Source organism: Streptomyces sp. NPDC048002 (assembly GCF_040653275.1).
Lineage (GTDB): Bacteria > Actinomycetota > Actinomycetes > Streptomycetales > Streptomycetaceae > Streptomyces.
Genome location: NZ_JBEZNL010000017.1, coordinates 40126 through 54561 on the forward strand (window position 1 = coordinate 40126; position 14436 = coordinate 54561).

Here is a 14436-nt window from a genome sequence, read left to right on the forward strand (position 1 = left end):
CCTCACCGTACGGAGGCGCCGTCACTCCCGCAGGTCCACCAGCAGCGGCGGCGCGTGCTCACCGCGCACGCTGGTCAACGACAGCACCGCGTGTCCCGGGGGCACCGCGTGCGCCAGTTCGGAGGCCGACCAGCGCTCCCGCTCGACCTGCCGTACGGTGACGGCCCGCGCGGTCGGCGCCTTTCCGGTGATCACCCGGCGCACCGCGTGCACCGCCTTGCCCGCCGGGGTCTCCGCGATGATCTGCCGGTCGGTGACGTCCCGTGCCTCGGTCCACTCCTTGCCCCACGCCTCGGCGAAGTCCTGCCCGTCCCACGGGGTGAGCCCGGACAGCGCCATGCGGCATCCGGCCGCGCCGAGCAGGGGCCCGCGCAGCGGCCTGGGCACGTCGTCCAGACCGCGCAGGGTCAGCACGGCCCCGGCGTTCCCGGAGCGCAGCCGCTGGATGCCCCGGACGGCCTCGGGCGTCACCACGCCGGTGGCGTCGTCGAGGATCAGACAGGCGAACAGCGACCGGTCCTCGCGTACCGCGACGCTCGCCGTGAACTGGGCGAGCACCAGCCGGGCCAGCATCCGCGAGGCGTCGGCGTGCCCGCGCGCGGGCAGGTCGATCCGGACCCGTACGGGGTGGTCGAGGGCCTTGAGCGAGAAGGGCCGGGACTGTCCCGAGGTGTCGAAGAACCCGGCGAACGCGGGCCGGTCCAGCAGCGCCACCCGGTCGGCGAGGATGCCGCCCACGTCACCGGGGTGTGCCAGCTGCCGCTCCCGGGCGTCCAGCTCCCGCAGCAGCGACTCCTGCCCGGAGCCCTCCAGCGCGGCACGCAGCGCGGCGAGCGGTCCGGGGGCGCCGTCGAGGAGCTGACGCAGCTCGGGCACGGACGGGAAACGCCCGTGCACCGCGCGGAAGGGGCCGAGCAGCTGGGCCAGCACGGTCGTGGAGCGGCGGCTGTCGCTGCCGGGGTGCGGATCGGCGAGGTCCCCGACGAGGGCCTCGGCGAGCACCGCCGCGGCCTCGTCGGGGTCGGTGGTGCCGCCGTACAGGTCGAGGTCGTAGACGGACTCCGGGTTCCCGATGCGGACGACGACGTCGTAGGCGTCGGCCTCGCCGAGTCCGGCGCCCGCGGCGCCGACCACCACGACGGCGGCGCGTCCGGCGAGGGCGTGCAGGCACAGCGACTCGGCGAGCGGCCGCACCACGCTGCCGGTCTTCCCGGCGCCGGCCGGGCCGACGGCGATCAGTGAGGTGCCGAGCAGCTCGGGGCCCAGGGCGAGGCCGGTGCCGCGGTAGGCGTAGGGGTTGCGGGCGTCGTCGACGGTGGTGCCGAGCCGGACCTGGCCGGTGACCAGGTCGTGCCGGGAGAACCGGGCGGGCAGGTCGCGGGCGCCGGAGGGGTGCGGGCAGGCGGCGGCGCCGTCCTTGAGCACGGCGCCGGTGAAGGTGGCGAGCGGGTGCCGGCCGCTGCGCACGCTCTGCCAGGCCCGGGTGATCCGCGCGTGGTCGATGTCCCGCATCCGCCCGGACCGCGCCTCGGCGGCGAGCCGGTCGGCGGCGTCGAGGGCCCCGGCGGCCCGCAGGGCGGGCCATTCGGCGGGGTCCTGCTCGGGCATGGGCTGCGCCTGAACGGACGGACGCTGCCGAACACGCGGGGTGACGAAGCGTCGCCACACGTCACCCCAGCGTCCGAGCTTGGCGACTCCCGCCAAGATGGCGAGGGCAACGAGCACCTCGTAGCCCCGATAAACAAAGGCCGTGCCTGCACGCCCGACGTCGCCACCGCGCCATGAGTCGGGGACGATCAGATCGAAGGGGATCCACCACCACCGTCCCAGGTACCCGTTCTGCAGCAGGGACCAGATCAGCCATCCCACCAGGAAGGCGATCAACGCGCCGCTCAGCAATTGCCGCGCTGGCACTTCGTCCGGCTCCTCCTCCGGCCGCGGCACGTGCCCGAACCGCCACACCCCCGGCGCGGCCTCCGGCCGGGACGTCCGCAGCCAGGTCAGGAAGGCCGACCCGTCGGGCATCGGCGGCACCGTTGGCCTGGGCGGAACCGCGGAGCGTGATCGCGGCACCGGTGTCGCATGGGTGCCCCGCGCGTCCTGGGTCCCGTCGCTGTCCATCGCCCTTGCCCCCTGACCAGCCGTTCCGTCCACCGTCAGCGAGTCAATCTAACGCCCCCGCAAGGGGAGTTCACCGTTAGCCGCCCCGGCACGCTGGGCGGAGCCCCGCTCCCGCTATGTCCACCGCGGACAACCGGCACCGTCGACAACGCCCACATGGAGCATGCCCACCCTCCGCTCTCCGTCCTAGCCTGCGAGAAAAGAGAAGACAAGCATCCGCAAAACCCCCAGGAGCCCCTCATGACCGACCTTCCGCAGGAGCGCCGCGTCGTCACCGCCATCCCCGGCCCGAAGTCCCAGGAGCTTCAGGCCCGCCGCACCGCCGTGGTCGCGCAGGGCGTGGGCTCCGTGCTGCCGGTGTTCACCGCGCGCGCCGGCGGCGGCGTCATCGAGGACGTCGACGGCAACCGCCTCATCGACTTCGGCTCCGGCATCGCCGTGACCTCCGTCGGCGCCTCCGCCGAGGCGGTCGTACGCCGCGCGAGCGCCCAGCTCGCCGACTTCACCCACACCTGTTTCATGGTCACCCCCTACGAGGGCTACGTGGAGGTCGCCGAGGCCCTCGCCGAGCTGACGCCGGGTGACCACGCCAAGAAGTCCGCGCTGTTCAACTCGGGCGCCGAGGCCGTCGAGAACGCCGTCAAGATCGCCCGCGCGTACACCAAGCGCCAGGCCGTCGTGGTCTTCGACCACGGCTACCACGGCCGTACGAACCTGACCATGGCGCTGACCGCGAAGAACATGCCGTACAAGAACGGCTTCGGCCCGTTCGCGCCCGAGGTGTACCGCGTCCCGGTCGCCTACGGCTACCGCTGGCCGACCGGTGCCGAGAACGCCGGCCCCGAGGCCGCCGCGCAGGCCATCGACCAGATCACCAAGCAGGTCGGCGCCGACAACGTCGCCGCGATCATCATCGAGCCGGTGCTCGGTGAGGGCGGCTTCATCGAGCCGGCCAAGGGCTTCCTGCCGGCGCTCGTGAAGTTCGCCAACGACAACGGCATCGTCTTCGTGGCCGACGAGATCCAGTCCGGCTTCTGCCGCACCGGCCAGTGGTTCGCCTGCGAGGACGAGGGCATCGTCCCGGACCTGATCACCACCGCCAAGGGCATCGCGGGCGGTCTGCCGCTGGCGGCCGTCACCGGCCGCGCCGAGATCATGGACGCCGCGCACGCGGGCGGCCTCGGCGGCACCTACGGCGGCAACCCGGTCGCCTGCGCCGGCGCCCTCGGCTCCATCGAGACGATGAAGGAGCTGGACCTCAACGCCCGGGCGAAGGAGATCGAGGCGGTCATGAAGGCGCGCCTGGGCGCCATGGCCGAGAAGTTCGACATCATCGGCGACGTCCGCGGCCGCGGCGCGATGATCGCCATCGAGCTGGTCAAGGACCGCGCGACCAAGGAGCCGAACGCGGAGGCGACCGCCGCGCTCGCCAAGGCCTGCCACGCCGAGGGCCTGCTGGTCCTGACCTGTGGCACCTACGGCAACGTGCTGCGCTTCCTGCCGCCGCTGGTGATCGGCGAGGACCTGCTGAACGAGGGCCTCGACATCATCGAGCAAGCCTTCTCCCGCATCTGAGACACCAGGGCCCCGGCTCTCCCGCGCGGCACGCCGTGCGGGACCGGGGCTCTCGGCGTGAGGGCGTGTGAAGAACGTGTGCGAGGTGTCTGTCAGGGCTCCGATCCGGCTGTCCTGGGCCCATCCCCTGTCGTAGGTTCTACCCAGATGAGAGATACACCCCGCCCACAGGGGACTGTGGGCGACATCAGGCCGGGGCCTCCCCAGCTTCGACCTGGTCGTGCCCTCGCGCACACGAACGGGGCCTCCGGCTCCGGATCTCCTCACCGATCGGACAGTCGCCCGCCCCAAACCCCCCGGGGCGCGCGACCATCCGATCCGGACGGCCGCCTCGGAACCACCCCCCCTGTTCCGGGGCGGCCGACCTCCCTCCTCTCCCTCGCGGGACTTCTCGGGCTGCCCGCCCTGCTCTTCGCGCTGATCACCTGGCAGGTCGTGGCCGACGGCCCGCTGGTACGCGTGGACGAGCGGCTCAGCAGGGCCCTCGTCCACCCCGGCCGCGTCTCCGAACTCCTCTCCGACCTGGGCAATGTGCAGGTCGCGGTGCCCGTCATGGCCGTGGGGCTCGGATACGCGGCGTGGCGGTCCCGGCGGGCCGGTGCAGACCACTGGTGGCGGCCGGCCACGGCCGGGGCGCTGCTGATGGCGCTGGTCCCGGCCGTGGTCGTACCGCTGAAGGTGCTGACCGACCGGCCGGGCACCCCGGCCGTGCCGCCGGCCACCGGCTACTTCCCCTCCGGTCACACGGCGACCGCCGTGGTCGCGTACGGTGCCGCGACCCTGCTCCTCCTCCCGTGGCTGCGCTCGGCGGCCGCCCGCCGTGCCCTGGTGACCGGCTGCCTCGCCCTGGTGGCGGGCGTCTCCTTCGGGCTGGTCCGGCGCGGCTACCACTGGCCGCTGGACGTGGTGGCCAGTTGGAGCCTGGGCACCGTCCTGCTGACGTGCCTCGTGCTCACCGTCGGCCGAACGACGCGCGGTCGAAGGACGCGCCGTCAGAGCGCCCGCGGCCGCAGGACCCGCGGCCGGAAGACGCCCGGTCAGCCGAAGTAGCCGTCGAAGGTCCGCTGGAACTCCCAGTTGGAGTAGCGGTCCCAGTTGATCGACCAGGTCATCAGGCCGCGCAGCGCCGGCCAGGTGCCGTGGGTGGCGTACGAGCCGCAGTTCACCCTCCTGGTCAGGCAGTCGAGGGTCTTGACCACCTCGGCGGGGGCCACATGGCCGTTGCCCGCGTTGGTGGACGCCGGCATGCCGATCGCCACCTGGTCCGGGCGCAGCGGCGGGAAGACGTTGTTCGCGTCGCCCGCGACCGGGAAGCCGGTGAGCAGCATGTCGGTCATCGCGATGTGGAAGTCGGCGCCGCCCATGGAGTGGTACTGGTTGTCGAGGCCCATGATCGGGCCCGAGTTGTAGTCCTGGACGTGGAGCAGGGTCAGGTCCTCGCGCAGGGCGTGGATGACCGGGAGGTAGGCGCCGGCCCGCGGGTCCTGGCCGCCCCACCTGCCGGTGCCGTAGTACTGGTAGCCGAGCTGGACGAAGAAGGTCTCGGGGGCCATCGTCAGCACGAAGTCGTCCCCGTACCTGGCCTTGAGGGTCTTCACGGCGGAGATCAGGTTGACGATCACGGGGGTCTTCGGGTTCTTGAAGTCCGTGTCGTCGGCGTTCAGCGACAGCGAGTGGCCCTCGAAGTCGATGTCGAGGCCGTCGAGCCCGTACTCGTCGATGATCTTCGAGACCGAGCTGACGAACATGTCCCGGGCGGCGGTCGTGGTCAGTTGCACCTGGCCGTTCTGGCCGCCGATGGAGATCAGCACCTTCTTGCCCGCCGCCTGCTTGGCCCTGATCGCGGACTTGAAGTCGGCGTCGCTCTCGACACCCGGGCACTCGGAGGCCGGGCAGCGGTCGAAGCGGATGTCGCCGGAGGTGACCGAGGTCGGCTCGCCGAACGCGAGGTCGATGACGTCCCAGCTGTCGGGGACGTCGGCGAGCCGGGTGTAGCCGGAGCCGTTGGCGAAACTGGCGTGCAGATAGCCGACGAGGGCGTGCGGCGGGAGGTCGGAGGAGCCGCCGCCGCCCGCGGTGGTGGTCGCGGTGACCGCGGTGGACTTCGCGGACTCCCCGGCGTCGTTCACGGCGGCGACCTGGAAGGAGTACGCCGTCTGCGGGGTCAGTCCGGCCACCGTCGCCGAGGTGCCGCTCGCCGTCTGGACCCGGACGCCGTCGCGGTAGACCGCGTAGCCCGTCGCGCCGGCCGCCGCGGTCCAGGACAGGGCGACGCTGGAGGAGGTGACCGTGCCGGTGCGCAGTCCGGTGGGCGGTGCGGGCGGCTGGCCGGGGTCGACGGACGGGCCGACCAGGGAGATGTCGTCGGCGTGATAGGCGCCGGTGCCGTACCAGCCGTGGGTGTAGAGCGTGACCCTGGTGGTGGACGGACCGGTGCGGAAGCTGGTGCCGATCTGCTGCCAGGCGGGCGCGGACTGGGTCCAGGCGGAGACGTCGGTGGTGCCGGTGCCGCTCGCGCCGAGGTAGACGTAGGAGCCCTGGACGTATCCGGAGAGGGTGTACTGGGAGTCCGGTTTCACGGTCACGGTCTGCGCGCACCGGGCGTTGTCGCTCCCGGCGGGGGTCGCCCGGAGCGCCGAGGCGCCGCTGCGCACGGGTGAGCCGACGGTGGTGCCCGCGGTGCAGGTCCATCCGTCGAGTCCGGACTCGAAGCCTCCGTTCCTGGCGAGGTCCGCGTCGGCCGCACGGGCGGCCGACGAGAGCGCGGTGATGCCGGTCGCGGCCAGCAGAGTGGCCGTGAGCACGGCGACGAGAGGTCTGGAGCGGTCCACAAGTGCCTCCGGTCATGGGGGATTTGGAGGGTGGAGCGCGCTCAATTTGGTCCAGACCAATCAGCTTGTCAAGAGGTCCCGCGGCTCGCCGGGCCGCCCTCCCCCTCCGTCGCCAGGCCCGCCGCCGCCTCATGCATGGCCAGTTCGAGCAGGGCCGGATCGGTGAGCGTGCCGGAGCCGTCGGGCGGCACCAGCCAGCGGACACCGCCGGTGGCGCGCCCCGGGTAGGGCACCACGATCCAGGTGCCGGCCCCGGCGGTGCGGATCCCGGTGCCGAGCCAGCGGGCCGCGGTGCCCGGCGGCACGAAGAAGCCCATGCGCGCGTCACCGAAGTCGACGAGCACCGGCCCCGGCAGGTCCAGCACCCGGGTCAGCACGTCGAGCGTCGGATAGCCGAGTCCGCCCGGCAGGATCAGTACGTCCCAGGCCCTCCCGGCGGGCAACAGCGCGACCCCGTGCGGGTTGCGCTCCCATTCCCAGCGGCAGCTCTCGGGGTCCGGTGCCACGGACGCGAGCCACTCGACCGCCGTTTTCGCCCCTGTCATGACGGGGACCTCCCTTTCCGTCGTGGACGCCTTCTGCGTCACGAGGGAGAGGGAGGTCCCCTGGCTGCCATTACGCGGGTTCTCCTCACCCGTCCGGGTGAGGTGGGTCACAGGGTCAGCTGTCGAAGCCCAGCCCCAGCCGGTCCATGGTCTTCAGCCACAGATTGCGCCGCCCGCCGTGCGCGTCGGCGCGGGCCAGCGACCACTTGGTCAGCGCGATCCCGGTCCAGGCGAACGGCTCGGGCGGGAACGGCAGCGGCTTCCTGCGGACCATCTCCAGTTCGGTGCGCTCGGTCCGCTCCCCCGCCAGCAGGTCCAGCATCACGTCGGCGCCGAACCGGGTCGCGCCGACCCCGAGCCCGGTGAAGCCCGCCGCGTACGCCACCTTGCCCTGGTGGGCGGTGCCGAAGAAGGCCGAGAAGCGCGAGCAGGTGTCGATCGCGCCGCCCCAGGCGTGGGTGAAGGCGAGCCCCTCCAACTGCGGGAAGCAGGTGAAGAAGTGCCCGGCGAGCTTCGCGTACGTCTCCGGGCGGTCGTCGTACTCGGCGCGCACCCGGCCGCCGTACGGATAGACCGCGTCGTAACCGCCCCACAGGATCCGGTTGTCGGCGGAGAGCCGGAAGTAGTGGAACTGGTTGGCGCTGTCCCCGAGGCCCTGACGCCCCTGCCAGCCGATCGACTTGAGCTGCTCGGGACTGAGCGGCTCGGTCATCAGGGCGTAGTCGTAGACCGGGACGGTGTAGGCGCGGACCCGCTTCACCAGGTTCGGGAAGATGTTCGTGCCGAGCGCGACCTGGCGGGCGCGGACCTCGCCGTACGGCGTGGAGACGGCCATCCCGGCGCCGTACGGCTTCAGGGTGAGGGCCGGGGTGCGCTCGTACACCCGGACGCCGAGCCGGACGCAGGCCTCCTTCAGGCCCCAGACCAGCTTGGCGGGGTTGAGCATGGCGACCCCGCGCCGGTCGTACAGGCCCGCCTGGAAGGTGGGCGAGTCGACGTGCGCGCGCACCGCGTCGGCGTCCAGGAACTCGACGCCCTCGGCGAGGCCGCGGCCCTCGATCTCCTCGTACCAGTCGCGCAGTTCCCACGCCTGGTACGGCTCGGTGGCGACGTCGATCTCGCCGGTGCGCTCGAAGTCGCAGTCGATGCCGTGCCGGGCGACCGCGGCCTCGATCTCGTCGAGGTTGCGGGCGCCCAGCTCCTCCAGCTTGTGGATCTCGTCCGGCCAGCGGGTCAGCCCGTTGGGCAGCCCGTGGGTCAGGGAGGCGGCGCAGAAGCCTCCGTTGCGGCCGGAGGCGGCCCAGCCCACCTCGCGGCCCTCCAGCAGGACGACGTCCCGGTGCGGGTCGCGCTCCTTGGCCAGCAGCGCGGTCCACAGTCCGCTGTAGCCGCCGCCGACGACCAGCAGGTCGCAGCTCTCGGCACCGGTGAGCGCGGGCTCGGGGTGCGGCCTGCCGGGGTCGTCCAGCCAGTACGGAACCGGCTGCGCTTCGGAGAGTGACTTTGTCCAGCGGCTCATGGCGCTTGGGGCCATGATTTCAACTCCCTACAGTTCTCTTGCGGTCAGGCCTTCTGCCTGTTGCGGCGATTGCCGATGACCATCGAGGCCAGGACGAACAGTACGGCGACGAGGAACATCGCGGTGCCGATGACATTGATCTGAACGGGCGTTCCGCGCTGTGCCGAACCCCAGACGAACATGGGGAAGGTGACGGTGGAGCCCGCGTTGAAATTGGTGATGATGAAATCGTCGAAGGAGAGCGCGAAGGCGAGCAGCGCGCCCGCGGCGATTCCGGGTGCCGCGATCGGCAGGGTGACCCTGACGAAGGTCTGGAAGGGGCCGGCGTAGAGGTCCTGCGCGGCCTGCTCCAGCCTCGGGTCCATCGACATGACGCGCGCCTTGACGGCCGTCACGACGAAGCTCAGACAGAACATGATGTGGGCGATGAGGATGGTCCAGAAGCCCAGCTGGACGCCCATGTTCAGGAACAGGGTGAGCAGCGAGGCGGCCATCACGACCTCGGGCATGGCCATCGGCATGAAGATCAGCGAGTTGACCGTGCCGCGCGCCCGGAACCGGTAGCGGACCAGGGCGAAGGCGATCATCGTGCCGAGGGCGGTGGCGCCGAGCGTCGCCCAGAAGGCGATCTGGAGGCTGAGGGTGAGCGAGGAGCACAGCCCCGACACCCCGCAGGGATCGGTCCAGGCGTCGGTGGAGAATTGCTGCCACTCGTAGTTGAAACGGCCCTTCGGGTCGTTGAAGGAGAACACCGTCACGACGATGTTCGGCAGCAGCAGATATCCGAGCGTGAAAAGGCCCGCGATGACGACGAAATGGCGCCGGAGCCAGTTGACGAAGGCCATTTAAACCAGATCCTCCGTGCCGGACTTACGGATGTACAGCGACACCATGATGAGGATCGCGAACATCAGGATGAAGGAGAGCGCCGCCGCCGTCGGGTAGTCGAGAATCCTCAGGAACTGCGACTGGATGACATTGCCGATCATGCGGGTGTCGGTGGAACCGAGCAGATCGGCGTTGACGTAGTCACCGGCGGCCGGGATGAAGGTCAGCAGCGTGCCGGAGACGACACCCGGCATCGACAGCGGGAAGGTGACCTTGCGGAAGGTCGTGACGGGCCTCGCGTACAGATCGCCCGCCGCCTCGTGCAGCCTGCCGTCGATCCGCTCCAGCGAGGTGTAGAGCGGCAGGATCATGAACGGCAGGAAGTTGTACGTCAGACCGCAGACCACGGCCAGCGGGGTGGCCAGCACCCGGTCCCCCGCGGTCATGCCGAGCCAGCTGGTGACGTCCAGGACGTGCAGCGAGTTCAGCGCGCCCACCACCGGGCCGCCGTCCGCGAGGATCGTCTTCCAGGCGAGGGTGCGGATCAGGAAGCTGGTGAAGAACGGCGCGATCACCAGGATCATGATCAGGTTCCGCCAGCGGCCGGCCCGGAAGGCGATGAGGTACGCCAGCGGATAGCCCAGTAGCAGACACAGGACCGTCGCGGAACCGGCGTACAGCACCGACCGCAGGAACTGCGGGTAGTACTCGGTCAGCGCGTCCCAGTAGGTGGAGAAGTGCCAGGTGACCTCGTAGCCCTGCTCCAGCGAGCCGGTCTGCACCGAGGTCGACGCCTGGTAGACCATCGGCAGCGCGAAGAACACCACCAGCCAGGCGAGTCCGGGCAGCAGCAGGAGGTACGGGGTCCAGCGGCCCCGCTTGCGCGGGGGCTTCGCCTTCTCGGGGGCCGGCGCCACCGGCGGCGCCTCGGTGACCGTCGCCATCAGACCGCCTCTTCCTGGATGCCCGCGTCGATGGCCTGGGCGGCGTCCAGTCCGAAGGTGTGCGCCGGGTTCCAGTGCAGGACGACGTCCGCGCCGGGCGCCAGCCGGGAGTCGCGGTCGACGTTCTGGGCGTAGACCGAGAACTCGGGGCAGACCGGGCTGTCGATGACGTACTGCGTGGAGACACCGATGAAGGAGGCGTCGGCGATCTTGCCGGTGATCCGGTTGCGGCCGTCCGGGATCTCGCCCGCGTCGTCCGCGTGGGTGAGGGAGATCTTCTCCGGACGCACGCCGACCAGCACCTTGCCGCCGGTCGCGGCGGGGGCCGAACATCGGGCCCGGGGCAGGACGAGCTTGCCGCCGCCCGCCTTCACCACGATCTCCTCGCCGCTGTCGGTGTCGACCTCGGCCTCGATGAGGTTGGAGGTGCCGAGGAAGTTGGCGACGAAGGTCGTCCCCGGGTTCTCGTACAGGTCGGCGGGGGCGCCGAGCTGCTCGACCCGGCCCGCGTTCATCACGGCGACCGTGTCGGCCATCGTCATGGCCTCCTCCTGGTCGTGCGTGACGTGCACGAAGGTGATGCCGACCTCGGTCTGGATGCGCTTGAGCTCCAGCTGCATCTGACGGCGCAGCTTGAGGTCGAGGGCGCCGAGCGGCTCGTCGAGCAGCAGCACCTTGGGGTGGTTGATCAGCGCGCGGGCGACCGCGACGCGCTGCTGCTGGCCGCCGGAGAGCTGGTGCGGCTTCTTGCGTGCCTGCTCACCGAGCTGGACCAGCTCCAGCATCTCCTCGACCTGCTTCTTCACGCTCTTGATGCCGCGCCGGCGCAGGCCGAAGGCGACGTTCTCGAAGATGTCGAGGTGCGGGAAGAGGGCGTAGGACTGGAAGACGGTGTTCACGGGCCGCTTGTAGGGCGGCAGCCGGGTCACGTCCTGGTCGCCGAGGAAGACGGTGCCGGAGGTCGGCTCCTCCAGGCCCGCGATCATGCGCAGGGTGGTGGTCTTGCCGCAGCCGGAGGCGCCGAGCAGGGCGAAGAAGGAGCCCTGGGGCACGGTGAGGTCCAGCGGCTGCACGGCGGTGAAGCTGCCGTAGGTCTTGCTGATGCCCGTGAGGCGGACGTCGCCGGTGTTGTCGTTCTGGGTGGTCACGTCGGTCACGCCCCCGTCAGCTTCGCGAACTTCGTTTCGAATTCGGTCTCTTCCTTCGAGCTCAGCGAGCGGAAGGCGCGGGACTTCGCCGCCATGGCCTTGTCGGGGATGATCAGCGGGTTGTTCGCCGCATCCTCGTCGATCTTCGCCAGTTCGTCCTTGACCCCGTCGACGGGGCAGACGTAGTTGATGTACGCGGCCAGTTCGGCCGCCGCCTTCGGCTCGTAGTAGAAGTCGATGAGCCGTTCGGCGTTGGTCTTGTGACGGGCCTTGTTCGGCACCATCAGGTTGTCCGTCGACGTCATGTAACCGCTGTCGGGTATGAGGAAGTCGATGTCGGGACTGTCCGCCTTGAGCTGCACGACGTCCCCGGCCCAGGCTATGCAGGCGGCGAAGTCGCCGCTGGTCAGGTCGGAGGTGTAGTCGTTGCCGGTGAAGCGGCGGATCTGGCCCTTGTCGACGGACTTCTGGATACGGGCGACGGCCGCGTCGAAGTCGTCGGCGGTGAAGGTGCCCGGGTCCTTGCCCATGTCGAGCAGGGTCATGCCGATGCTGTCGCGCATCTCGGACAGGAAGCCGACCCGGCCCTTGAGCTTGGGGTTGTCCAGCAGGTCCGAGAGGGTCCTGACCTCGACACCGTCCAGCGCCTTCTTGTTGTAGGCGATGACGGTGGAAATGCCCTGCCACACATAGGAGTAGGCGCGGCCCGGGTCCCAGTCCGGCGAGCGGAACTGGGAGGAGAGGTTCGCGTAGGCGTGCGGCAGGTTGGCCGGGTCGAGTTTCTGCACCCAGCCGAGGCGGATCAGCCGGGCGGCGAGCCAGTCGGTGACGCAGATGAGGTCGCGCCCGGTGTCCTGGCCGGCCGCCAGCTGCGGCTTGATCTTGCCGAAGAACTCGACGTTGTCGTTGATGTCCTCGGTGTACTTGACCTTGATGCCGGTCCGCTCGGCGAACTGGTCGAGCGTGGGGTGGTGCTTGCCGCTCTCGTCCACGTCCATGTACTCGGTCCAGTTGGAGAAGTTGACGCTCTTCTCCTTGGCCGAGAGGTCGTCGGAGGACTGGCCGCCCTCGGTCTTGCCCGCCGCCGGGATGCCGCAGGCGCTCAGCGCCCCGAGGCCGCCGACCGCGAGCGCCCCGCCGGCGGAGCCGCGCAGCAGCGAACGGCGGCTGAGGGAGGCCCTGCCGTTGCGGAGACTGCGCCGCATGGCGGCCACTTGGGCCGGTGACAGGCGGTCGGGCTCGAACTGCTCCATGCGCTTGATGCCCTTTCGGGAGGGTGGGCGGCCGCTGGTCGGACGGCCTGGCTGCTATCGGTCCCCGAAGATCGTGCGGTGCCAGTCCTTCCTGACGACCGCCGTGTTGTCGAACATGACGTGCTTGACCTGCGTGTACTCCTCGAAGGAGTAGGTTGACATGTCCTTGCCGAAGCCGGACGCCTTGTAACCGCCGTGCGGCATCTCGCTGATGATCGGAATGTGGTCGTTCACCCACACGCAGCCCGCCTTGATCTCACGGGTGGCGCGGTTGGCCCGGTAGACGTCCCGGCTCCACGCGGAGGCGGCCAGACCGTACGGGGTGTCGTTGGCGAGGGCGATGCCCTCGTCGTCGGTGTCGAACGGCAGGACCACCAGGACCGGACCGAAGATCTCGGACTGGACGATCTCGCTGTCCTGGGCGGCGTCGGCGACCAGCGTCGGCCGGTAGTACGCGCCCTTGCCCAGGTCGCCCTGCGGGGCCTCGCCACCGGTCACCACGCGCGCGTAGCCGCGCGCCCGGTCCACGAAGGCGGCGACCCGGTCGCGCTGGACGTGGGAGATCAGCGGGCCGAGGTCGGTCCCGGCGGCGAAGGGGTCACCGAGCCGGACGGTCTCCATGAGCGCCGCGGTCCGCTCCACGAACGCCTCGTACAGCGGCCGCTGTACGTACGCGCGCGTGGCGGCCGTGCAGTCCTGGCCGGTGTTGATGAGCGAACCCGCGACCGCGCCGTTGACGGCGGCGTCCAGGTCGGCGTCGTCGAAGACGAGGAAGGGCGCCTTGCCGCCCAGCTCCAGGTGGATCCGCTTGACGGTCGCGGTGGCGATCTCCGCGACCCGCTTGCCGACCGCGGTGGACCCGGTGAAGGAGGTCATGGCGACGTCCGGGTGGCCGACGAGATGCTCACCGGCCTCCTTCCCCGTCCCGGTGACGATGTTGACCACACCGTCGGGCAGACCCGCCGCGGTGCACGCCTCGGCGAACAGCAGCGAGGTGAGCGGGGTCAGCTCGGCGGGCTTGAGCACGATGGTGTTGCCCGCGGCGATGGCCGGGAGGATCTTCCAGGCGGCCATCTGGAGCGGGTAGTTCCAGGGCGCGATCGAGCCGACCACCCCGATGGGCTCACGGCGGACGTACGAGGTGTGGTCGCCCGAGTACTCGCCGGCCGACTGGCCCTGGAGATGACGGGCGGCACCGGCGAAGAACGCGGCGTTGTCGACCGTGCCCGGCACGTCGAACTCACGCGTCAGCTTCAGCGGCTTGCCGCACTGGAGGGACTCGGCACGGGCGAAGTCCTCGGCGCGCTCGGCGAGCACGGCGGCCAGCCGGTGCAGGGCGTCGGAGCGCTCCCCCGGGGTGGCTCCGGCCCAGGCGGGGAAGGCCGCGCGGGCGGCGGCGACGGCGGCGTCCACGTCCGCGGTGCCGGCCAGCTCGTAGGTGAGGACCTCCTCCCCGGTGGCGGGGTCGACGACCGCGTGGGTACGGCCCGAGGTGCCCCGGGTGAGGCGGCCCGCGATGTACTGCGCACCGGCGGCGAAGCGCTCGTGTGCGGGGAATCGTTCCGGGGTGACGTTGCCCGGGTTGTGCATGTCGCTCTCCTCCGCCTTCGCCCCGCGGTCAACGGGGGCGGGTGGCGTAGCTCCAGCTCGATTTGAGTGCCGATCCTGACAG

At 70.8% G+C, this 14436-nt stretch carries 11 protein-coding genes; 2 read left to right on the forward strand and 9 right to left on the reverse strand.

The genetic code is table 11. The annotated features are described in order from the left end of the window. Positions 1–21: 21 nt before the first annotated feature. Positions 22–2121 carry an ATP-binding protein gene (locus tag AB0E07_RS21455; protein ID WP_362254278.1) on the reverse strand — a complete coding sequence of 700 codons (2100 nt, stop codon included), beginning with the start codon at positions 2119–2121 and terminating at the stop codon, positions 22–24. 240 nt (positions 2122–2361) lie between these two features. On the opposite strand from AB0E07_RS21455, the gene gabT reads away from it, so the two are divergent. Continuing rightward, the gene (gabT, locus tag AB0E07_RS21460) at positions 2362–3696 is read left to right on the forward strand and encodes a 4-aminobutyrate--2-oxoglutarate transaminase (RefSeq protein WP_362254281.1); all 1335 of its coding nucleotides are present in this window, start codon (positions 2362–2364) and stop codon (positions 3694–3696) included. A gap of 435 nt (positions 3697–4131) precedes the next feature. Then, positions 4132–4746, forward strand: coding sequence for a phosphatase PAP2 family protein (locus AB0E07_RS21465; protein WP_362254284.1), 615 nt, complete (start codon positions 4132–4134; stop codon positions 4744–4746). Here AB0E07_RS21465 and AB0E07_RS21470 read toward each other — a convergent pair. The 8 genes from AB0E07_RS21470 to AB0E07_RS21505 all read right to left on the reverse strand — a co-directional run bounded on the left by AB0E07_RS21470 (position 4734) and on the right by AB0E07_RS21505 (position 14354). Beyond that, entirely contained in the window at positions 4734–6527 is a 1794-nt protein-coding gene (locus AB0E07_RS21470; RefSeq protein WP_362254286.1) for a glycosyl hydrolase family 18 protein, read from the reverse strand. The genes AB0E07_RS21465 and AB0E07_RS21470 overlap by 13 nt on opposite strands. A 68-nt stretch (positions 6528–6595) precedes the next feature. Then, entirely contained in the window at positions 6596–7072 is a 477-nt protein-coding gene (locus tag AB0E07_RS21475; RefSeq protein ID WP_362254289.1) for a hypothetical protein, read from the reverse strand. A gap of 115 nt (positions 7073–7187) precedes the next feature. After that, a complete protein-coding gene (locus AB0E07_RS21480) occupies positions 7188–8606 on the reverse strand; it encodes an FAD-dependent oxidoreductase (RefSeq protein WP_362254292.1) in 1419 nt (472 codons plus the stop codon). A gap of 29 nt (positions 8607–8635) precedes the next feature. After that, positions 8636–9436 carry an ABC transporter permease gene (locus AB0E07_RS21485; RefSeq protein WP_362254295.1) on the reverse strand — a complete coding sequence of 267 codons (801 nt, stop codon included), beginning with the start codon at positions 9434–9436 and terminating at the stop codon, positions 8636–8638. Then, on the reverse strand, positions 9437–10363 hold the full coding sequence (locus AB0E07_RS21490) for an ABC transporter permease (RefSeq protein WP_362254298.1): 927 nt from the start codon (positions 10361–10363) through the stop codon (positions 9437–9439). Next, a complete protein-coding gene (locus AB0E07_RS21495) occupies positions 10363–11520 on the reverse strand; it encodes an ABC transporter ATP-binding protein (RefSeq protein ID WP_362254301.1) in 1158 nt (385 codons plus the stop codon). Before AB0E07_RS21495 ends, AB0E07_RS21490 begins: the two co-directional genes overlap by 1 nt. After that, entirely contained in the window at positions 11517–12764 is a 1248-nt protein-coding gene (locus AB0E07_RS21500) for a spermidine/putrescine ABC transporter substrate-binding protein (RefSeq protein WP_362254305.1), read from the reverse strand. The genes AB0E07_RS21495 and AB0E07_RS21500 overlap by 4 nt, the downstream gene beginning before the upstream one ends. Positions 12765–12818: 54 nt before the next feature. Continuing rightward, positions 12819–14354 (reverse strand): gamma-aminobutyraldehyde dehydrogenase, encoded by a 1536-nt coding sequence (locus AB0E07_RS21505; protein WP_362254308.1) that lies wholly within the window; start codon positions 14352–14354, stop codon positions 12819–12821. Positions 14355–14436: the final 82 nt, after the last annotated feature.

Excerpts from the sequence above, each read along its gene's own strand:
- AB0E07_RS21455 (WP_362254278.1), bottom strand. The coding sequence starts at position 2,121 with ATGGACAGCGACGGGACCCAGGACGCGCGGGGCACCCATGCGACACCG.
- gabT (WP_362254281.1), top strand. The coding sequence starts at position 2,362 with ATGACCGACCTTCCGCAGGAGCGCCGCGTCGTCACCGCCATCCCCGGC.
- AB0E07_RS21475 (WP_362254289.1), bottom strand. The coding sequence starts at position 7,072 with ATGACAGGGGCGAAAACGGCGGTCGAGTGGCTCGCGTCCGTGGCACCG.
- AB0E07_RS21480 (WP_362254292.1), bottom strand. The coding sequence starts at position 8,606 with ATGGCCCCAAGCGCCATGAGCCGCTGGACAAAGTCACTCTCCGAAGCG.
- AB0E07_RS21485 (WP_362254295.1), bottom strand. The coding sequence starts at position 9,436 with ATGGCCTTCGTCAACTGGCTCCGGCGCCATTTCGTCGTCATCGCGGGC.
- AB0E07_RS21490 (WP_362254298.1), bottom strand. The coding sequence starts at position 10,363 with ATGGCGACGGTCACCGAGGCGCCGCCGGTGGCGCCGGCCCCCGAGAAG.
- AB0E07_RS21500 (WP_362254305.1), bottom strand. The coding sequence starts at position 12,764 with ATGGAGCAGTTCGAGCCCGACCGCCTGTCACCGGCCCAAGTGGCCGCC.
- AB0E07_RS21505 (WP_362254308.1), bottom strand. The coding sequence starts at position 14,354 with ATGCACAACCCGGGCAACGTCACCCCGGAACGATTCCCCGCACACGAG.